General features: G+C 54.7%; 16 protein-coding genes and 1 pseudogene. 9 read left to right on the top strand and 8 right to left on the bottom strand.

Features of this window, described 5'->3' with window-relative positions; all coding sequences use genetic code 11:
• Positions 1-341: 341 nt before the first annotated feature.
• From ACVINW_RS06535 to ACVINW_RS06520, 4 genes are all read left to right on the top strand, one after another.
• On the top strand, positions 342-569 hold the full coding sequence (locus ACVINW_RS06535) for a DUF6894 family protein (protein ID WP_456750539.1): 228 nt from the start codon (positions 342-344) through the stop codon (positions 567-569).
• A 40-nt stretch (positions 570-609) separates the two neighbouring features.
• On the top strand, positions 610-1,293 hold the full coding sequence (locus tag ACVINW_RS06530) for a Crp/Fnr family transcriptional regulator (protein WP_456756316.1): 684 nt from the start codon (positions 610-612) through the stop codon (positions 1,291-1,293).
• A gap of 378 nt (positions 1,294-1,671) precedes the next feature.
• The gene (locus ACVINW_RS06525; RefSeq protein WP_456750538.1) at positions 1,672-1,905 is read left to right on the top strand and encodes a hypothetical protein; all 234 of its coding nucleotides are present in this window, start codon (positions 1,672-1,674) and stop codon (positions 1,903-1,905) included.
• A gap of 543 nt (positions 1,906-2,448) precedes the next feature.
• Complete coding sequence (locus tag ACVINW_RS06520; protein WP_456750537.1) at positions 2,449-3,279, top strand: haloalkane dehalogenase; 831 nt, start codon at positions 2,449-2,451, stop codon at positions 3,277-3,279.
• Positions 3,280-3,845: 566 nt separating this feature from the next.
• Here the strand turns inward: ACVINW_RS06520 and ACVINW_RS06515 are convergent.
• Positions 3,846-4,388, bottom strand: coding sequence for a hypothetical protein (locus ACVINW_RS06515; RefSeq protein WP_456750536.1), 543 nt, complete (start codon positions 4,386-4,388; stop codon positions 3,846-3,848).
• Positions 4,389-4,521: 133 nt separating this feature from the next.
• The gene (gene sdhA, locus ACVINW_RS06510; RefSeq protein ID WP_456750535.1) at positions 4,522-6,318 is read right to left on the bottom strand and encodes a succinate dehydrogenase flavoprotein subunit; all 1,797 of its coding nucleotides are present in this window, start codon (positions 6,316-6,318) and stop codon (positions 4,522-4,524) included.
• 875 nt (positions 6,319-7,193) lie between these two features.
• Here sdhA and ACVINW_RS06505 point away from each other — a divergent pair.
• Entirely contained in the window at positions 7,194-7,838 is a 645-nt protein-coding gene (locus tag ACVINW_RS06505; RefSeq protein WP_456750534.1) for a DsbA family protein, read from the top strand.
• Positions 7,839-8,034: 196 nt separating this feature from the next.
• Here ACVINW_RS06505 and ACVINW_RS06500 read toward each other — a convergent pair whose 3' ends face one another.
• The 3 genes from ACVINW_RS06500 to ACVINW_RS06490 form a co-directional block, all read right to left on the bottom strand.
• Positions 8,035-8,439 carry a RidA family protein gene (locus ACVINW_RS06500; protein WP_456750533.1) on the bottom strand — a complete coding sequence of 135 codons (405 nt, stop codon included), beginning with the start codon at positions 8,437-8,439 and terminating at the stop codon, positions 8,035-8,037.
• A gap of 48 nt (positions 8,440-8,487) precedes the next feature.
• Positions 8,488-9,822 carry an MFS transporter gene (locus ACVINW_RS06495; RefSeq protein WP_456750532.1) on the bottom strand — a complete coding sequence of 445 codons (1,335 nt, stop codon included), beginning with the start codon at positions 9,820-9,822 and terminating at the stop codon, positions 8,488-8,490.
• 213 nt (positions 9,823-10,035) lie between these two features.
• Positions 10,036-11,496, bottom strand: a complete 1,461-nt coding sequence (locus ACVINW_RS06490; protein ID WP_456750531.1) for an L-lactate permease — start codon at positions 11,494-11,496, stop codon at positions 10,036-10,038.
• Between the two features lie 657 nt (positions 11,497-12,153).
• Here ACVINW_RS06490 and ACVINW_RS06485 point away from each other — a divergent pair.
• From ACVINW_RS06485 to ACVINW_RS06470, 4 genes and pseudogenes are all read left to right on the top strand, one after another.
• A complete protein-coding gene (locus ACVINW_RS06485; RefSeq protein ID WP_456750530.1) occupies positions 12,154-13,317 on the top strand; it encodes a mandelate racemase/muconate lactonizing enzyme family protein in 1,164 nt (387 codons plus the stop codon).
• A gap of 6 nt (positions 13,318-13,323) precedes the next feature.
• Positions 13,324-13,675 (top strand): annotated as a pseudogene (locus tag ACVINW_RS06480) (sulfite exporter TauE/SafE family protein); the annotation flags it as partial.
• 132 nt (positions 13,676-13,807) lie between these two features.
• A complete protein-coding gene (locus ACVINW_RS06475; protein ID WP_456750529.1) occupies positions 13,808-14,713 on the top strand; it encodes an EamA family transporter in 906 nt (301 codons plus the stop codon).
• A gap of 433 nt (positions 14,714-15,146) precedes the next feature.
• Entirely contained in the window at positions 15,147-17,126 is a 1,980-nt protein-coding gene (locus ACVINW_RS06470; RefSeq protein ID WP_456750528.1) for an esterase/lipase family protein, read from the top strand.
• Between the two features lie 146 nt (positions 17,127-17,272).
• Here ACVINW_RS06470 and ACVINW_RS06465 read toward each other — a convergent pair whose 3' ends face one another.
• Genes ACVINW_RS06465 through ACVINW_RS06455 form a run of 3 tightly spaced genes read right to left on the bottom strand, consistent with a single transcriptional unit; the run spans position 17,273 to position 19,637 of the window.
• Positions 17,273-18,004 carry a hypothetical protein gene (locus ACVINW_RS06465; protein WP_456750527.1) on the bottom strand — a complete coding sequence of 244 codons (732 nt, stop codon included), beginning with the start codon at positions 18,002-18,004 and terminating at the stop codon, positions 17,273-17,275.
• A gap of 47 nt (positions 18,005-18,051) precedes the next feature.
• The gene (locus tag ACVINW_RS06460; RefSeq protein ID WP_456750526.1) at positions 18,052-19,194 is read right to left on the bottom strand and encodes a hypothetical protein; all 1,143 of its coding nucleotides are present in this window, start codon (positions 19,192-19,194) and stop codon (positions 18,052-18,054) included.
• Positions 19,195-19,211: 17 nt separating this feature from the next.
• The gene (locus tag ACVINW_RS06455; RefSeq protein WP_456750525.1) at positions 19,212-19,637 is read right to left on the bottom strand and encodes a hypothetical protein; all 426 of its coding nucleotides are present in this window, start codon (positions 19,635-19,637) and stop codon (positions 19,212-19,214) included.
• Positions 19,638-19,808: the final 171 nt, after the last annotated feature.

Genomic DNA, 19,808 nt, shown 5'->3' with positions numbered 1-19,808 from the left:
AAGGACAGCGGCGGCGTCGAATTTGGCTCGCTGCGACCTCACGGGAGCAAGCCCTAGAACGAGTTCTAGACGCCGTTGCGGAGGGGTGGACCGTTGCACTCATTCAAGGACGGCGCGATGTAGAACATGCAGCTGCGCTGAGCATGAATGCGGGGGAAGTGCGCCGGTACAACCTGTCCTGACGTGAGGAGCGGAGGATGACCGAAAATTCTTCGAACGGGGCCGAGCCGCGAGCGGCGCCGGCCAATGTGTCCGGGTAGGAGAATGGAGACAAAACCCAGGCTCCACAACACCTGCGGCTGTCTGTAGGAACCGGTCCCGAAATCGCGTGTTACGGCTTCATGACGCGCTTCTTTTTTGATTACCACCCATCAGATGGCGACGCCACGACTGACGAGGTAGGGGAAGAGCTGGAAGACCTTGACGCGGCGCGCGTGAAGGCGTTGGCTGCCGTCGGCGATGCTGCTTTTGACGAGGCTCGGGCCGGTCACGAATTCAGCTTGACCATCAGTATCAGAGACGGCACGCGTCCAGTTGGCCGGGCCAGCGTGATCCTAACAGTTAGCTGATCCAGCGATGCACCAACGGCTAATCTCGCGCTTGAAAGCCGTGTCCGGGCTCTCGGATGATGAGAGCGCGGTACTCAATGCACTCCCGCATACAGTTAGGACGCTTAGCGACCGCGAAAGCATTCTGAAGGAAGGCGACAGGGCGTTGAATTGTGTTGCCGTCATAAGCGGCTTTCTTTATCGGCAAAAAATTGTCGGCGATCGAAGTCAGATATTGTCCATGCATGTGCCGGGCGACATACCTGATCTCATGACGCTGTACCTGCCGATCATGGATCATGACTTGATTAGTGGGGGGCAAAGCATTGTGGCAACGGTCCCTCATGCTGCTTTGAGGTCGCTATTTGAGAAATGCCCCTCTTTGGTGCACACGTTTTGGCGCGAAACACTCATTGATGCGGCCATCTTCCGGCATTGGGTGGGCAACCTTGGTGCGATGGACGCAATTCATCGTGTCGCTCAGTTGTTATGCGAGCTTGCCGTTCGCCTTGAATTCGTCGGGCTTCTTGACCGAGACAGCTTTGTTCTCCCGTTTACTCAGGGCGATATTGGATCGGCTTGTGGCTTGTCGACGGTCCATACTAATAGAACGTTGCAGGCGCTGAGGAAGCGCCGGCTATTGAAGTGGCGCGGGGAGAAGGTGTCGCTACCGAACCGAAGGGCTCTCGAAGAGCTGGCGGATTTTGATGCCGCTTATCTTCAAGTGAAGCAGCAGAAAGCGTAAGCCGAAGCAAGCTGGCGCCGAGGCAACAGCCGGCGTACTGTTCTCTGCTGACATCGATCGCAATCGCCGATCTAATTTCACATCCAGCAGAAAAGTCGAAGGTGGCGGCCGTTCCGGTTGCGGAACTTTCCTGTCGCTACCGAGTTGTCAGCGCACTATCAAAGACGACATCAAGGATTCCGGAAAGGGCGCTATCCTTTGGCTGCTTGGTGGGCCGTTGCCTTTCATTCTGACTATTGCCCTGTTCTGGCATCACTAGTTCGCCGAACCACAAACGCTGGGAAGGGCTCTCGGCTCGAGGCCGGGAGCCATTTACGTCCAAAGCGCTTCAATCAACAAAGCGCTTCAGTCCCGCCTAGCCTTGATTAGGAACCGACGATGGCGAAGAAGGTGAGGAAGGCAAAGAAGCGCCCCGAAACTCATCTAATTGAAAACTTCAAGAGATTAGCGGTATCATCGCAGGCCGTGTTGCTTCTGAAACTCGGCAAGCTCTACGATAAGGCAATGATCACACAACGCGGATTTATGAAGGGGGAAAAGACAGAACGCAGCTCCGCGCCGAAAAAGAGGGCCACAAGGAAATCTCGCGGAAAGGCAACTTCAAAGAAATGAAGAGCTAGTTGCCACAGCGTACGACGTGCAGCGCTTGAAAAGCCACGCGATGTTGAGGCGGTTGCGGCTGCCTCCATTAATTTATGTGGCAGCCGTCTTCTGCTCGCTCAAAGCGATGGGGTAATAGGCAATCTGCGCTTCACCTAGACTGTATACTGGACGGTGAAAGCGTCAGGGCGCCAAGACTTTATACTTGTGGAATGCGAGCTCACCGCAAGCCCGACTTTGTGGACCCAGCCCCCGACTTGCCGAATCGCATACACGTGAGTTCGCTGGCCGTTCCGATCCGACTAAAAAATGCTCTATTACGAGCCGGGCTGACGACGGTCGGAGATGTTCGACGGGTAGATGCCTGGCATATTTTTCTTCGCCAGTACGTCAGGCAGCATTCGCTAGCTGATCTTCGCTCGGCGCTCGGCAAGTTGCAGATTCCAAAGGTGTGATTTCTCGGAATCATCGAAACTTAAACAAAAATATGTCCTTGGGTCGGTTATGACGAGTCACCAATTGCAGAAGCGCTTTGTCGACGTCCTTGGTGCTCGGATGGCTTACCATGAAGTGGGTACAGGGAATCCGCTGCTGTTTCTTCATGGAAACCCCACATCGTCTTATCTATGGCGCGACGTGATCCCTGAGGTTGCATCGGCCGGTCGCGTAATCGTCCCCGACCTAATCGGAATGGGGGACTCTGGTAAGCTGTCAGATGCGGGACCTGAAACCTATACGTTCTTGACGCACTCGCGGTATCTAGACGCATTTATTGAACAAGTAGTTGGATCGTCGAAGCCGGTCGTACTAGTCGTCCATGACTGGGGCTCGGCACTGGGCTTCCATTGGGCTAATCGAAACCGCGGTATGGTTCGTGGCATCGCCTACATGGAAGCCATCGTCCGTCCTTTTGAGGATTGGTCAGAGTGGAACGCGGAAGCGGCTTCAATATTCCAGGGGTTCCGATCGGACAAAGGCGAAAGCATGATCCTCGATCGCAATCTATTTATAGAGCGCGTACTGCCGGGATCAGTGCTCAGAAAGCTCACAGAGCAAGAGATGGCTGAGTACCGACGACCCTTCTTGATCCGGGAAGATCGCTGGCCAATGTTGACGTGGCCCCGACAGATACCGATCGCCGACGCGCCGCCTGAGGTAGCGGCGCTCGCCTCAAGGTATGCGAAGTGGATGTCTCAAAATCTGGTGCCCAAGCTATTTGTCAACGCCGATCCCGGAGCAATCCTAATCGGAAGGGTGAGGGAGTTCTGCCGCACTTGGCCTAATCAAACGGAGATTACAGTTCCTGGTTCGCACTTTTTGCAGGAAGATTCAGGGCGGCAGATCGGTCAAGCCATCTTGTCATGGATCGAGAAGCTGGAGGAATAGGCATCGAGGCGTTGACATCGTTCTACATGTATAGGCTCAGCGCTGCAGCCACAAGGAACTCATCCACGAGACTCGTTCTCGTGTGAAGTCCGGTTCAGTGCCGCTTGCCGACTTGGCTATCCGAACGCTTCGGTGTGCAACCTGTCACTTCCTGCGGATTACCCCTGGTGCCACCTAGGTCCTTGAATGATACAAACTGCTTCGAAAGAGAGCGACCGAGTGGCTCCATGGCTATCGAAGCAAAAGCTTTAGGGATTCCCCGCTGTAGGGACACCAATACGGCTGGAGGTTAGCCATAAATAGCGAGCATCGCATACATCATGTTAGGGCAGGCGTATCCGACTCGTGCTATTTGGCGACTTGTTCACTCTATGCAGATCCAAGGCAAAATGATCAACCAATTCGACTTTCAACGGAAATCGAATGACCTTTGGCGCGTTATGTTTGCACTTGCCTTGACGGCATTTGTTGTTGTCGGGGCCTATCACGCTTTGCGCTTCGTTTTCGGCTGAAGTCAGCGACTAGGCAAAAGCGTACTAAGCCCACGGCTTGCAGTTCGCTAGTACTCATGAACCGACCGCACTCTTTGGATAATTCAGGACCGCGGTTGCGAATGTTACGCTGTTTATCGATCCAATCTTCGTAATCCCAGAAACTATGATGCTGCGTGCGATAAAGCCACTTGCCGATAGGAAAGAAATAAAACTAAGCCACGTAAAACCTCTGTGGGCATTTAACCACTGTTTACCGCTTATCTGTTCTGCACGAAGTTTCTCTTGTGGCTCGTTTGCAAAGAATTGGGTTTGCCACGAGCTCGCATAGTAGCCTAATGAATAGGCTGAGCAAAACATTGAAGCGGCACTGAAGATCACCCCGAAGGCGTAGATTAGAAGAGACACTGAAGCCCACGCCACTACGTCCGGGGGCGGAGGCGCTTGCTTGGACAGAAATGCGAGGATTGCTGTGGCAGCGCCGCCGTTGATAAGAATCGCCGCCTGCGTAGCAGCGCGGCCGCTTTCGATGCTCGCTTGAAAGTCTTTGTGTGCTCGTTCTGCCTGATAGTCTTTGTGTGATTGCTCTGGCTGAGTAGCAACTGCTTCGTTCGTCATCGTCAGAACCTCAACGCGGGTGAGCGAATATTCTATAGCCTTGCGGTCATTGTGCAGCCGTTCGATCCATCCGTCGTCGCGTCAAGTCGGATAAGTGCGCTTCCCGGCAGCAGTGAGGGCGCGCTTCTCAAGATCAGTACACTCGCGCCTTTGGAGGGATGTACTGCACATCGTTTGTCATCGTGTAATTATGCACCGGACGATAATCGATCGCTATCTTGCCTCGGTCGCTAATCCAGGCGAGGCTGTGTTTAATCCAGTTCTTGTCGTCGCGATCGGGAAAGTCTTCTCGCGCATGTGCGCCACGGCTTTCGGTACGGTTAGCCGCCGAATTCATCGTCACGACAGCTTGCAGGATTAAGTTCTCAAACTCTAGAGCTTCGATAAGGTCAGAATTCCACACTAGCGAGCGATCTGAGACCGCGGTATCGGAACAGCCGCCATAGACCCTGGCAATCAGATCCTGACCTTCGTTCAGGATTTCACCCGTCCTGAAAACGGCGCAGCTATTTTGCATGACGTTTTGCATGCTGTCGCGCAGTTCAGCAGTCGCAGTGCTCCCTGCAGAAAAGCGGTAGCGATCGAGGCGGCTTAGGGCCTTCTCAGCCGAGTTTGTGGGTAGATCCGGTTGTTTGGCGCCGGGCGTCAGCTTATCGCCACATCGCAATGCCGCAGCACGACCGAACACGACCAGATCGATGAGGGAGTTCGAGCCAAGCCGGTTTGCGCCATGGACGGATACGCAGGCTGCTTCACCCAGAGCCATCAGTCCGGGAATAATGGCGTCATCATCGCCATTGCGCTTCGTGAGCACCTCGCCATGAATGTTTGTCGGGATACCGCCCATCGTATAGTGCGCCGTCGGGATAATCGGTATAGGCTCCCGAGTAACGTCTACGTTGGCGAAGATTTTGACGGATTCGGAGATGCCCGGAAGACGTTCCGCCAAGACCTGGGGCTCGAGGTGGTCGAGATGCAGGAAAATGTGATCGTTCTTCTTGCCAACGCCACGACCTTCTCGGATTTCGATCGTCATGGCGCGCGAAACGACGTCGCGAGATGCAAGATCCTTTGCTGAAGGCGCGTAACGTTCCATGAAGCGTTCGCCGTCGGCGTTGACAAGATACCCGCCTTCGCCACGTGCGCCTTCGGTAACCAGGCAACCTGAACCGTAAATGCCGGTTGGATGGAACTGAACAAATTCCATATCCTGCAGCGGTAGCCCAGCGCGCAACACCATGCCGCCGCCATCGCCGGTGCACGTATGAGCTGACGTGCAGGAGCCATAGACTCGACCGAACCCGCCTGTAGCCAAGATCGTGATCTGAGCCTGAAAGCGGTGCAGGGTGCCGTCGTCAAGCTTGAGCGCGATGACGCCCCGGCAGGTCCCTTCTTCATCCATGATGAGATCGATGGCAAAGAATTCGATGAAGAACTCTGCAGAGTGCCGCTGCGCTTGGCCGTACATGGTATGCAGCATCGCATGCCCGGTGCGGTCGGCGGCGGCGCAGGTGCGTTGTGCCAGTCCGTTGCCGTAGTCGGTGGTCATTCCGCCGAAGGGGCGCTGGTAGATTTTTCCATCTTTGGTTCTGGAAAATGGCACGCCCCAGTGTTCGAGCTCGTACACTGCCTCAGGTGCGTTGCGCGTCAAATACTCAATAGCGTCCTGGTCTCCCAACCAGTCAGAGCCCTTAACCGTGTCGTACATATGCCAACGCCAGTCGTCGTCGTGCATATTGCCGAGTGCCGCAGAAATCCCACCCTGCGCCGCGACCGTGTGTGAGCGGGTGGGGAAGACTTTGCTGATGCAAGCGGTTCGTAACCCGGCTTCGCTGCAACCTACGACAGCGCGCAAGCCTGCGCCTCCGGCCCCAACTACGACCACGTCATAGGTGTGATCTTGAATTGAATAAGCTGTTTCGCCGCTCATCTCGATGAACCTCGCAGCTTTCGGCTCCTGTTAGGGATCGTTCCCGCAAGAGAATCTGCCAGCGTCTTCATCCCCGATGTACCCGTTAAGCACCGCCCTGACGTTCAACAAACACACCCGGAAGTATACTGCGTCTGATTCAATGAGTGCCGCGACCGATTTTACGGCAGCTCACTCTTGCCTCTACACCGCTCTTTCCACCAACCGTAGGCTCCAAAACGATGTCCTCATCGGGCGCTAACTCCCGCCAAACTTGCCTGTCTTGCCTGGGGCAGAGGCGGCTCAGGGTTTCGAAAAGACGTGTCTGGTCGTACCAGAGCTCAAAAGCTTCCTGATAGGGTCAGGGCGTTATGCTGGCGAGTAGCTGGTCTTGTTCTCGCCAACGTACGTGCAGGTCCCATTTGCTCGGTAAGTGTGCTCGCAGCTCATCTTGGAGCAGCCCGACTGCCTTTGGTTCCTGAGCAGATCCGGGGTCAACGACGCAAATAGCGATTGCAGCCAGAAGCATTACTCGGCGCATGCGACTTCCCCGGGCTAGAGATGATCAACCGAAAGTCAGGCTCGAAACTACCCGAGATCAATACACTCTCGGGTATACATTGTCTCTCTGAACCGCTTTGAAGGCCCACGTACTGAGTAAAAGAAGAACGAATCGTACGGCGTTGAGTGCGAATTTGATGCTGCCGTCACCAGCAAGCGTGGCGGTAGCATACGACTCTGGGACGTAGACATGTTCACTTGCCTTCGCGATGTCGCTATCGAGCGCGATAATCATCTCCGCTTCATTGCAGCGATGCCTGCACAAGCTGAACTTCACCGGCTCGTATACTAAGCTACGGTGCACGCTCTTGATTGGAAGCAAAGCAAGTGGGTAGTTGGGTGATTGTCCAGGCCACGCAGTCTCTTTGAGGGAGCCAACATTGAACACAAAGCCACGGGTCGAGTTCTGGTTCGAATTTGGAAGCATGTACAGCTACCTGAGCGTGATGCGGATGGAATCCGAGGCGACCCGGTTCGGTGTGTCCATTGCCTGGAAACCATTTCTGCTCGGACCAGTGTTCCAGGCATTGGGATTGAAGGAGAACCCATTTCTGGCACACAAGCGGAAGCTCGCTTACGCGCAGCACGATCTCGAGCGGCAGTGCAGGAAGTACGGCTTAAAGTGGATTGAACAGACGACCTTTCCTCGCCTCGGCTTGCTGCCTCTCCGGATCGCCCTCATCGGTTCCGATGAGCCTTGGATGGCAAGCTTTTGTCGATCCGTCATGGAGTTGAACTACGGTACGACGCAAGATATCAACGATCCGGCAGTCGTTTCGCAAGTCCTCGAAGCACTAAAGCTCCCTTCGGCGAATTTGCTCGAACTTGCCAAGGCGGAGGAAACAAAGTCGCGATTGAGAGAGCAGACTGAGCTCGCTTTCAAGAAGGGCATTTTCGGAGCTCCGACATTCATAGCGGGCGACGAGCTATTCTGGGGCAACGACCGCATGGCGGAAGCCTTCGAATTCGTGCGCATGTAACCGAGGGAAAACCGTGGGCCGGGTGTGGGTTCGATGCCCTTATTGAGCAGCCCCAAAGCTCTCTCGCACAGTCGTTTACCATGACTGGGAGCCTCGCGATCAGAATGCGAGGCGCGCAAGCAGAAATAGAGGTAGGAAAGTCCCTCAACCACGCGGAGGAGACTTTGTTCGTTGAAGATCCGTCGAGCGGATCTCCTCAATCAATAACGGCGATCGCTTCAATTTCTACGAGCCATCCGGGCATCGCAAGTGCAGTTACGCCGACAAGCGTACTAGCGGGTGGGTGCGTCAAGTTGGCAAAAAATGGTTTTCGCGCAATGTCGATAATGATGCGATGCTCAGGCCGATAGTCGACCACGTATGTGACGGTTTTGACAACGTGTTTGTACTGAGCTCCCGCGGCCGCAAGCGCTCGGCCCACGTTAGTCATGGCGCGAGTAGCTTGAGCAGTGAGATCACCGCGTCCAATGAGCGCACCAGTCTCATCGATCGAAACCTGACCCGCCGTATAGACCGTGCGCTTTCCAGAAGCGACGACTACCTGCGAAAACGCCGCGTTCCTTAGAAGACCAGGAGCCAGAGGAAATTCGATTGCGCTCATTCAAATTCATACTTCCAAGTTGCGCATGTACCGCGCAGTGCGATGTGATCAGGGATAATTTGCCGCTGGCAGCGGTTCAGCCGGGGATCGTCCAATAAAAGCGACAAGTATCGCGGCAGCGAAGCACATCAAGCCTGCGAACAAGAAAGATTGTAAATACGTACCGAGATCCATTCGCGCGATGCCTGCGACCAATGCAGCAAGTGCGCCGCCGAATTGGTGGATCGTCATGATCCAACCAAATGCAATCGTTCCGCGTTCTGTGCCGAAGCTCGCGGTGCTCAAACGTATTGTAGCTGGAATGGTCGCGATCCAGTCCAACCCATAGAAAATGGCGAACGTGGACAGACCGTAGAATGAATCGAACCCGTACGGCAAATAGATTAGGGAGACGCCGCGGGTGCCATAGTAGAAGGCGAGCAGTAGGCGAGGATCAAATCGGTCACTCAACCAGCCTGACGCTGTAGCGCCAACGAAATTGAATATCGCCATTCCGCCCAATAGGCCTGCAGCAGCTAGTTCTGGAATGCCGTGATCGACGCAGGCTGGGATAAGATGCGTCCCGATCAAACCTTGTGTCGAGGCGCCACAAATAAAGATGCTAGCTGCGATAAGCCAAAAGTCGCGCGTGCGAGCACAACAGGATAGTGTCTGAAGCGCTACACGCATGGGATTGCCATCGGTGCGTGTAACGATTGATGATACCGACGGCTTGGCGCCATATGGTGCAAGAGCAATGTCCTGCGGGCGATCTCGCATGAGAACAGCAACTAGCGGGATTAAGATAACGGTAGCAAGCGCAATCATGCCACAGAGCCACCGCCAGCCCGCGACGTTGGCGATTTCGGCAAGCAAAGGCAGAAACAGCAATTGACCAGCTGCAGCGGCAGCTGCGAGTAATCCTGTTACCAACCCACGTCGGGCCTCGAACCAACGCGCCGCGACGGTTGCAGCCAGAACATTGGCGGTAACTCCAGTTCCGGCTCCTACAATGACACCCCATAGGGCCACAAGCTGCCAGGGCTGCTGCACTTGAGTCGTTAGAAGGACGCCTAAGCCGACGCAACAAAGCGCGCTTAACACGGTCCTGGTAAGTCCAAACGTTTCCATCAACGCTGCAGCGAACGGACCCATCAATCCATATGCGAAAAGATTGACGCTTACCGCGAGCGAGATCGACGCCCTCGTCCATTGAAAGTCCGTCTCTAGAGGCACGATCAGAAGGCCAGAGCTTCCGCGTACGCCTCCGGTGATCATCAGGACCGCAAAAGTGACAGCGGCGATGATCCACGCGTAATGGAGTTTGTTGCCGGAGCCGACAGCGTCATTTAAGGCAGCCTTGCTCGGGACCACTTCGTCGTTAGATCGGCCCACAATGGTCATGGCCAGGTACCTCGTGACGTGGATTTATATTGATCAAGATCTCAAGCCGAAGAGGCCGATATGGTCGCGAAAGCTCGCTAAGGTTTCTGGCCACTGGTTGACGTCAGCGTATGTGGGAATGAGGTCGTCGAATTACACCGACTGGTGTACACGCTACGAATCGCCGGCAGGATTTGTCCTGACCCTTCGAGCTCTACAGTCATGGCCGAGCAATCAGAACAACGCATCGCCGCTCCACGACATAAGGATGGCCGCCTCGGCGGTCAGGATTGAGATCATCGTCAGAGCTACCGGCCAAGCTTTCCGATAGACGTCAGATTCGGATAGGGAGCTGTGTACGAGTGCCGTAGCTAAGCCAATCCGTGGAGGGGACAACAAAGTGAAATTGCTGGCCGAAACGTTTTGAATTGCCGCGGGCCAGAGGGAATTCTGTACTCCAAGGGCGACCTGGACGGGCATCATCATTGCGGTAGAGGCGGAATTGCTTCCGACTAGAAAGCCGCCCAATCCCCCTATCAGGGGAGCCACCAGTTGAGCATGGCTTCCCAGCAACGACTTCAAGGAAGAGCCCAGAAGTTCTGCGCCGCCAGTGGCTGAGAGAACCTGCGCCAGGCAGACGAAGAGGGTAATCGAAGCGATTGGCCGCCAAGTTCTCTTTACTGCTTCAGTTAGGACGGAAGACCATTCGGTAGAGCGACCAATTGCAACGAGGTTTCCCGTCCCTGCAACGAGCAACCAGAAGCTCGGATTGTACAAGGGAGCAAAAGAAGGGAGCTCTGGGAATGGTTTGAATTCCAATGCGCCTGAGAGCAGAGATCTGATAGGTGGCATTGACCGTGTAATGATGAGAAGCGCAATGACAGTGGCATATGGCATTAGTCGCCGTAAGAGGAGGGACGCTTGAGCGATGCGCGGGCGCTCATAACACCCCCAATGGGTGAGGAGCACGAGACCGGCAGGAACGATCACGCCCAGTTCGACTGGAATGCATGGTGCGCCAAGTACGATTGCTGCCCCAAGAGCGGCCGTCCAAGCGACGTCCACTAATTTTTGACGGGTCGATATGAGACGCCCAGACGATGTGACCAAGCTCCAAAACACCAATAAGTACCCGCCCAGTAGAGGCGCTGTCAGAATAGCTGTAGCGAACGCGAGCTCTTGTGGTGATTGGTGCGAGAGTGCGGCGGCCGTAATGGTCCCAACCGACAGAGCGCCCCACGGCACCAAGATCTGGCTAAACAGCGCGAGTAGCACGGCATCGGATCCTGTTACTCCCAAAGCGAGGATCGCTGGCATAGCTATGATCGCGCCGACCCCAAATCCAGTTACCGACTCCGCGATGGGCCCGAGCAAGAAGCAGATAGACCATAGACCTCTGTGGGATAGCTTTCTGGTAGCGAGTGCAGGCGCTCCGGCGTCACCTCTCCGAATAACATCATAGAAGAAGTATCCACAGACAAGGACGGCCGCCGATTGCCAGGCTATCCACGACCCTTGCAGGGTTTCGCTCCACAATTGCAGCATCTCCAACTTCTGAGGGAGAAGCCCGACGAGCGCTTCGCCAACAGCGATCGAGCATCCGATGAGACCCGCCGAGAAGACCGTTACGCGGCGACTGGCGATCAGACCAAGTACTGCAGCGATTGGGATGACGGCACAGCAGATCGCTATCATAGCCGGCGCAGCCCGTTCCGCTGCCGATCGCAAATGATAGTTGCGACCATGGCCAGAACCCATAGGACGCTGGCAGCAATTGCGGACAGTGCGACGACGCCAAGGCTCAGCTGCACTTCATGACTCAACGAAGCGCCACCCGAGCCGAATGAGGTAGTCTGCAAAGTAGGCTTAGTTTGAAGCGTCCAAATCAACGGAGCGGTTCGCTACTAGCGTCAGAGCGCGGTCAGATTGCAGCAGGAATTTACGAACCGACCATGCATACCGGCACGAGGTCTGTCTTTATACGTACCAGTATACGGGTGCCCGAATGCAACCCGCGAGAGAACGAGAGATCGCTCGATCAGGCAGCGCATATGCTTGTTGCGACTAATTGAGCGGCGGCGGGCAGGAGGAGGATGTATCGAGTGGCTGATGTTCTATGCACGTACGCACAACCACTGAAGTGACGCGCGATCAGTAACTGAACTCGCAAGTGTACAAGAATTGATTGCGAGTAACAGAGTGATCGCCAACACTCCCTCTGTGGACCGGTAAGGGCAAGACGGCCATCGAGCAGATGAAGACATCGTTGATGTCGCCCGATCTGTCTACCCTCGGTGGGATGAACACGTGTTTCTCGAGGGTATCTTTCGCTTCAGATGACGAGCTTCTGCAATGAAAATTGAGCGAGTAGCGCCCCGCCGCGTGGGGCAATTTCTATTTTGTGAAATCTCAGCTTCGAACGGTTTGGCCGGTTATGGCGAAAGCGGTGCATGGGGGCACCTCGAAGCATCCGAGGCTGCGCTCCTCAAATTCGCACACTACCTCGAAGGGAAAGATCCGCGGACGATCGAGGCGCATTGGCAAGTCATGCACAGGTTTTCCCACCACAATGGCAGCGCTGTTGGCGGAGCCATTTCGGCGATTGATATGGCGCTATGGGATCTTAAGGCAAAATCGCTCGGTGTGCCTCTTTATGAGTTGCTGGGAGGAAAAGTCCGCGACAAGATCCGCGTCTATGCGCATGCATCGGCGGAAACGTCATCGCGTATCGCGAGCCATGCCCGTTCTAAGATCGATGCCGGTTTCACAGCCATTGGTCACGTAAATCCGTTGTTGGATGAGCCTGAAGATCGGCCTTTGGTGCATCACCGGACTTCTCTGATTCGTATGGGATTAGACACCGTCCGCGAAGTTCGCACTGCGGTCGGGAATGACATCGACTTGCTGCTCGAGCTGCATAGACGACTTACTCCCGCGGAAGCGATTGGCTTCGCTCAAGGGGTTTCAGAGTACCTTCCTGCATGGATTGAGGATCCGATCAAACCTGACGATGTAGACGCGATGGCCGAAGTAGCCAAACGTTCGCCCGTCCCAATAGCGACTGGTGAACGGTTTCATAGCATCTATCAGTTCAAGGCGGCCATAGAACGACGCGCACTTTCATATGCGAGAGTGTCTCTGGGGATTTGCGGTGGAATAACAGGTGCTATGAAGGTTGCTGCGATCGCGGAAGCCAATGAGGTTCAATTGGCACCGCACAATCCAATTTCACCGGTAGGACTAGCGGCTTGTGCAGCCATTGCTTTTAGTCGCCCTTGCGTATGGATCTTGGAGTATCCGACGGGTCTCGAAAATTTCGTCTTTGAGACGTCAGATGCCGCGCTTGGCGCGAATGTCGTCGACAGCGATCTTATTGTGCGCGACGGTTACATGTTGCGATCCGACAGGCCCGGACTCGGGGTTTCGGTGTTACACGACGCTGAACAGATACGCTCTCCGATAACCCGGCATGTTTCCATGCGACCACATATCGACGGCGGATTGGTTGACCACTAGTTACGCGTCGGCCCGCTGTCGGCGCTGATGGGCGTCGGCGTCGGGCTGTTCGCCAATCTGTTGATGACCTCCTACGGTCGGTTAATGCATCAGGCGGTCGCGACCTGGTCGGTGCTCGCGGTACTGAACTCGATCCCGGCGCGCTGGCCGGCTGGCCCGGCGCCGCGCGCTTTCCCAACGTCGCCGCGCTTGAATTGCCGTTTGCGCTCGGTTACGGCGCGCTGCTGGTGATGCCGACAACGCTCCCTGCCGCACCGCTCGGCGTCAAGGTCGCGCACGCATCGAAGCTTGCGCGCTGGAGGTAGCGTTAGGGGCCTATCTCTCAATCGTCGATGGACGGTTCGTGATCAGTTGCTGAGCGGCGTCTGAGCAGGCAGAGAACGCTGGCCGCTCCGCCTGAGGTATACTCAGCAGTGAATTTACACCGGTTTGGCGGTACTTATTTGTGAAGCCTAATCGCGGATCTATCCGCGGGAACTGCAGGCAGCTCGTGAAACCGCTCCACATAATTCTCGGAATACTTGTCGCAGCCGCCTGGGGCTTCAATTTTGTCATCATCCGGTGGGGCCTCGACAGTTTTCCACCTCTGTTCTTGGCATCAACTCGCTTCGCACTGGCTGCGACGCCCATTGTTTTCTTCCCTCGGCCGCCCATTAGCTTGGCGTCATTCATCGCTCTTGGTGCCACATGGTTTTTTGGCCAGTTCGCATTCTTGTTTGTTGGTATGTCGCTCGGCATGCCGCCAGGACTTGCTTCGATTGTGATGCAAACCCAAGCGTTCTTAACCGTGCTGTTTGCCGGGATTCTTCTCGGTGAGACTGTTCGGGCCAAGCAGGCTGTGAGCTTGGCAGTCGCGGCCGTCGGTCTGGCCATTATTGCTGGAACGGTGGTGACGGGCACAGGCGACGTAACATTGATCGGCTTCGTTCTGGTCCTTTTGGCCTCATTAAACTGGGCAATCGGAAACATTTTGGTCAAGAAAGTCCGTGCGCCGGACATGCTCGCCTTGGTATGCTGGCTTTGCATTGTCCCACCCTTACCTTTGCTTGCATGCTCCTTGTGGTTCGAAGGCTGGAGCGCAATCGCTGGCTCGATACACAATGTGTCGCTCAGGGGAGTGGGTGTGGTAGTGTATCTAGGATTGATTTCGACAATCTTTGCTTATGGCCTATTTGGCTTTCTGATTGGGCTCTACTCGGCGAGCGCCGTAGCGCCATTTGCGTTTCTCGTTCCGGTATTCGGTACGTTCTTCGCGTGGGCGATCTTCGGAGAAACGTTCTCGTCGTGGCGTCTCACTGGAATTCTCCTAGTGCTGTTAGCGCTTGCGATACTCCTGCTGCCACGTATCGATCTAGCAATAGTTCGACCCCGGCGAGAGCAACGTGGCGAAAGATGAAAGACAGTTGTCGCCCTAGGGGCAGATACTCCGTTTGAGGCTCTGCGCATACGCGTCGCATGAACATCGTGAAACGACGCAGCTCTGAGCCGGCAATTTGCCGGAGGCGCGGTCAACACCTAGGCGGACGGCGCTCGGTGGATCGCCGGCTGCACTAGCGGTGGGAGTATGGGACAACTCCGCTTCTAACCTGATGGGCTTTTACCCGCATTAGCGATGTCGGGCAAAAGCCAAGCTACTTTATAAGGTCAGATAATCGCTTTCGGAGCGACGGTCCCCCGGCTGCCCTGCTTCGGATAGGAGCAGTACTTCATAATAGGATCTTACAGCCATCTCTTGGATGGTGTAGGGTTCGGATTGCAAGCTTGGCGAGCAATGCGAGGCTTGATGTGCATTGCTTATTTCGCCGGCTCATTATTTTGGGGGCGGGCAGATGAAGGATTTTTTTCGCGTTTGGCGTTCGTTAGGAAAGACTTTCGCGAGCCTTTTGCTGATTCTATCGATCATCGGGTTGGACCCCGCTACACACGCGCGAGCTGATGCGGTCGCGTTTCGCATTCAACCTCCTCCCATGGCTGATCGTCAGGCGGCTGTAACAGCGCTGCAATCATCAGATCGCGCGGTCATTGACAGGGCGATCGAAAAGACGACCCCGGTTTTCATTTTCATACCGGGGATACTTGGCTCACGGCTCTCAAGGAAAGCGGGTGGTGTGGATGTGCCGTTCTGGGGAACGCTCACTGTCGCCGACCTTGCGAGAGACAATCCCGCTTTCAAATATAACCAGGGCGAGTCCGTAACCGTTAACGTGCTGGACAAGTTTTATCTGCCGCTTGGGCTAGATATGGACGTCTATGGTAAGGCGTACCGCGAGTTGGCTTTCGTCATGGGCACTCGGACGAACGTGCTCCGGTTTGCTTATGACTGGCGGCAATCGAACGTCCTAAGCGCTCGGGATTTTTCAAGTTGGCTTTGTAGCGCAGAGGTGCAGGCCGTTGCGAAGGACCGCCCCGTAGTCTTTCTTGCGCATAGTATGGGCGGGCTAATCCTCAAATACTGGCTTGAACATAGCTATGATCTCGAGGGGTGCTCGGCGGCCGGACCAAAATTCTCGAGTTATATGCCCATCCAAAAGATCGTGTTTGCTGGTACGCCAAACTATGGTGCCCCGAAGGCTGTCCTATCTTTTTCGCAAGGGCAAACATTGTATGTCGACCCGGATAATGACAGCGCGATATGGCGCGCTCTCATGACCGTCGATATAAAGACACTATCCCGAAATCTGAATTCCTATGGCATTCGTTACCCCAGCGCCTACCAGCTACTACCAATCGTGAATACGACAAGCTGCGTCAGAGAGCCGACATGGCGAACGGACCTGGAGTTCCGATCAGAAAATGACGTGTTAGGAGACATCGATCTCTTTGAACCGAAGTCGTGGGAGTTGCTTGGGTGGCCGGTGCAGCTCACCGGAAAGGAGCGAGAAAGCTTTATCGCCAACGAACTACCTTCATTGTTGAGTGAGGCAAAGACGTTTCTATGTGACGTCGCGCGATACGACGTAGACAAGGCGTTTGAGGGAAAAGTTGTGCACTTCTCCGGCTTTGATCAAAAGACGGTCTGCAAGATCGTATTTGCGGCGCCGGACTACCGAGGCGATTTTATTCCCGGCAAGTGTGAAGGGGACGGAACCGTTCCTTATTGGATTTCTGCAGACATATTTCATTTGAAAGCTGGTCAACCCTACGATCGTCAGCCCCACGCAGGGCTAATGGGCGCCAAAGAATTTTCGATGTTTCTGCAACAGCTTCACAATGAGATATATGCAGGCCTTGCGTTAAAGGCCCTGGAGCAGGAGGGAGGTGCGGCTGCGACCAAGAAGCTGTTCAAACAGCTCCGCTATGTACCCCCCGTAAATCCGACCATGTCGCCAGAACAAGCCGCGAGCCTCGGAAAGATTGCAAATGAAGTTGTCGCCGAGTTGGGCGTTTCGCCAAAAGACGACATTAGACAATTTGCGGACGACAAAACAAATCAGCCAATCGATCGCGTGAATGCCATGTTGCTCTACTCGACCCTCTCAGAGGTAACCGACAGGCAGCGTGCTTGGGCCTTAAATAATGCCGCACATATCAATCTGACCAACAAAGGCTTCGCTCAATCTTTCGAGTTGTCGAAGCGAGCAATAGGTTATGCCGATACCGTGCTGACAGCTGATCCTAGGCTTACCATCGAGATGAAGGATCTGAAGTCCAAAGCCGCTTTGACGGGCGCCATTGCATCCGGTCAGTTGGGGAACCAACGAGCATCCTATGAACTTCGGAAGCTCGCAATTGAAAATGGTAGCAAGAAAGCGCTGAGCTTCACCCCTCCTTCAGTTGAAATGGCGCGGGAGCCTGGCGTCAGCCGCTAATTTCCACCCAGTGCTACAATGAAGATCGCTGCAGGGCGACAGAAGCCTCTTCGATAGCGGAAGAGTCGGGCGAAGAGAGCGTCGAACGGCTAAGATACGCCGGGCGACGCTCCCTTCATCATGGCAATATGAGCCCGCCGTATGGCTTAAGAAGTTGCTGCGGCAGACCTAACTGGTAGCGGATAAAAAAGAACATCGAGTTGCTTCCGAACTTTGTACCTGGCTTTCCAGCTGCCTACGGTAAAGTTTTGCTCGAGCTTTTCTAGCGCGGATGAGTTCGAGTAAATCAAACGGCCGTCGCCTCCGCCCTCACCAAGAAATCCGACATGCCCAATGTTACGACCATGTCCAGCAACTTCCTTGGTTGGAGAAATGATGATGCCGCCCGGCAGGACTTGATCCTCGCTGCTCTCTGCACGAAAGCAAGCCTTGAGCTCTTCACCAAATTGCTCGGTACCATCGGTTCGCGTGATCCAGCGGCCGAGTGCATCGTGGGCCAACTGACGCACGGTCCAGCAGCATGCAAGGTTGCCATGGTCAGGGCCACTGCTTGAGCTAAACTTATCGACCTGCCCTTTGACATAGGCAAAAACGGTTTGATGGTCTGCTGCTGAGCTCGGACCGCAAGTGGTGCCGGCAGCGATCGAAGGCGCCGCTTGTCCACCCAGTGGCGCTTGGCTGTCAATAATTGTGTCATTCTGCACGAATTCGTACTTTTGCCCGTTCCACTTAAACAGAAGTTGTTGCCCGTCTTCACCTTTCTGCGTGACGAGCAAATAGCGATCGTCGCCATGTTTGAACTCGCTGGCGCTGTTTTCATAATCGTCACTCTTATCTAGATAATTGCCGATTCCTGGAAATTGTTGTTCGAGATCCATTGCAACGCTCCTGAAGAACGATGGTGCAATAAAAGGTCCAGCTGCAACTATTGGCCGTACTTTGCGGACAGTGACAGTTTGACAATGTCGACATTGGCGCCAGTCGTTTCGAGCTGGCCTTTGCGATAGCTCAAGGTAAGCGCAAGATAGCCGTAGGGGTCGAGGTCATAACTTAGTGCTGTGTCTAAGAGATCGTAGTTGCGCGAAGACAGTGTGTCGTAAAGGGTGCCGTAGGTTAGTCGAAAATGCGTCCGCTGGATGTACCAGGGTACGTCTGAAAAGCCGACGTCGTTGCCATTGATGGCTACGGTTACGCTTGGACCCACACGCATAATGCTACTGTGAGAGAAGAAAAGCGGGTCAGTCGAGCCATCCTGGGATGATCGATACTCGGCGCGAAACTTCGGCGAGATTGTCAAGAACCAATAAGGTCCAAGGTTCAACGGCGTCCCGAGATAGGAAAAGATCGTATCATTTTCTCCCTGCGGATTGCCGAAGGGTTGATACTCGAACGCCACATTCCAATTTTTTGTGGTGCCCGCGAAGCTCGTGTCTTCCTCGGCCATGAAACGGAAATAGTGGGTCGCATTCAGTAGATTGCCAACCGCAAATTCAGTTGAGAGGCCGCCTACAAGGTCGTCGACATCAGAAGATTTCTTGGTCGTGTTACTCACGCGATCGAAAGATACATACGGAGCGATCAAGGCGTGAACCAAGTAGGGTGATAGGCTCGGTGCCTCGACTAAGCTGAAGCGGTCTGCCACCAGTCCTCGTGCGGTCCAAGTATCATTGTGCGCAATTGCATCGCGCGCCCATGAAAACTCTGCACCGGTTGCTTTCTTTAGCGGGGTGGGTGAACCGAATGATCCGAGATCATCTAGCGAATTGCGTACCAAGATCGTGTTGCTCGTCTGCCACGAGTCGTACGGTCTTAAAGGATTTGCGGCGGGTCCCTGAGCTAACGGAGGCGCGGGCGTGTTGATCAGCGATGCTGCGGGAGGCGCTGTTGGCTTCGGCGAATGAGCCGCTGCCACTTTGGGCGTAGTCGGCGGCTTGCGGAGCGCAGCGATACATGCGCGGGCATCTACAACTTTGCCGCCAATCGTGCAGACGACATCCTGTGCTAAGGCCGCGGCAGGCGCGGATAAAAGGCCGCAAACAGCCGTGGCGATAAAAAATCGCTTCGTCATATTCGCTTTTCCAAACGTTAGAGTGGCCAGTGCATTTCATCAGGAGCCGCAAATTCAGCTCCCGTAAGTTTTTTGGCCGCTTTCTTGCCCGCTTTACTAAAAATCAAATCGGTAATATCACCGATGGTCGATGTCGTATCCATATCGCTTTGCGAAAGCTTGACGTTGAGCTGCTGCATCCAAGCCATATTATTGAATGTGTCCGCCAGCGCGTCCCAAGCCTCGTCGTTGACGAACGCATTTCTCACTTTTGTGCTGCGATCGAACTGCGATGCCGGCCGATCAAATCGCCAAGCAAAATAAGCTACTACGTGATTCTGAATAGTTTGCTTTCCAGTTGCCATGAACGCCCCCGAACGCACGCTGGCATGGTTTCGCGCAATAATTGAATAGGATATCGATTGGTTGTATTGAGTCAACTGGTTTTGAACAACCTGCGCCACAACTCTTGCGCGGTGCGGTGAGAAATACAGAAGTCAGCCGATTGAAGTTGAGGTTTGAAGAGCGCTCGCGGCCGCCACTCCGCGGAGTGTCTGGGCGCTGTGCTATCGACTGTGTTTGCGGGGCCCAAATCTGTAAACACACTTGGCGGTATACGTTTCGGCGATCTTGAT

This window comes from Bradyrhizobium sp. USDA 4461, from assembly GCF_054055655.1.
The sequence above is the reverse complement of the archived record's forward strand: the minus strand, read 5'-3'. Positions and strand labels throughout refer to the sequence as shown.

Coding starts and splice junctions, on each gene's coding strand:
- ACVINW_RS06515 (WP_456750536.1), bottom strand. CDS start 4,388: ATGACGAACGAAGCAGTTGCTACTCAGCCAGAGCAATCACACAAAGAC.
- ACVINW_RS06485 (WP_456750530.1), top strand. CDS start 12,154: ATGAAAATTGAGCGAGTAGCGCCCCGCCGCGTGGGGCAATTTCTATTT.
- ACVINW_RS06460 (WP_456750526.1), bottom strand. CDS start 19,194: ATGACGAAGCGATTTTTTATCGCCACGGCTGTTTGCGGCCTTTTATCC.
- ACVINW_RS06500 (WP_456750533.1), bottom strand. CDS start 8,439: ATGAGCGCAATCGAATTTCCTCTGGCTCCTGGTCTTCTAAGGAACGCG.
- ACVINW_RS06470 (WP_456750528.1), top strand. CDS start 15,147: ATGAAGGATTTTTTTCGCGTTTGGCGTTCGTTAGGAAAGACTTTCGCG.
- ACVINW_RS06535 (WP_456750539.1), top strand. CDS start 342: ATGACGCGCTTCTTTTTTGATTACCACCCATCAGATGGCGACGCCACG.
- ACVINW_RS06465 (WP_456750527.1), bottom strand. CDS start 18,004: ATGGATCTCGAACAACAATTTCCAGGAATCGGCAATTATCTAGATAAG.
- ACVINW_RS06495 (WP_456750532.1), bottom strand. CDS start 9,822: ATGACCATTGTGGGCCGATCTAACGACGAAGTGGTCCCGAGCAAGGCT.
- ACVINW_RS06525 (WP_456750538.1), top strand. CDS start 1,672: ATGGCGAAGAAGGTGAGGAAGGCAAAGAAGCGCCCCGAAACTCATCTA.
- sdhA (WP_456750535.1), bottom strand. CDS start 6,318: ATGAGCGGCGAAACAGCTTATTCAATTCAAGATCACACCTATGACGTG.
- ACVINW_RS06520 (WP_456750537.1), top strand. CDS start 2,449: ATGGCTTACCATGAAGTGGGTACAGGGAATCCGCTGCTGTTTCTTCAT.
- ACVINW_RS06490 (WP_456750531.1), bottom strand. CDS start 11,496: ATGATAGCGATCTGCTGTGCCGTCATCCCAATCGCTGCAGTACTTGGT.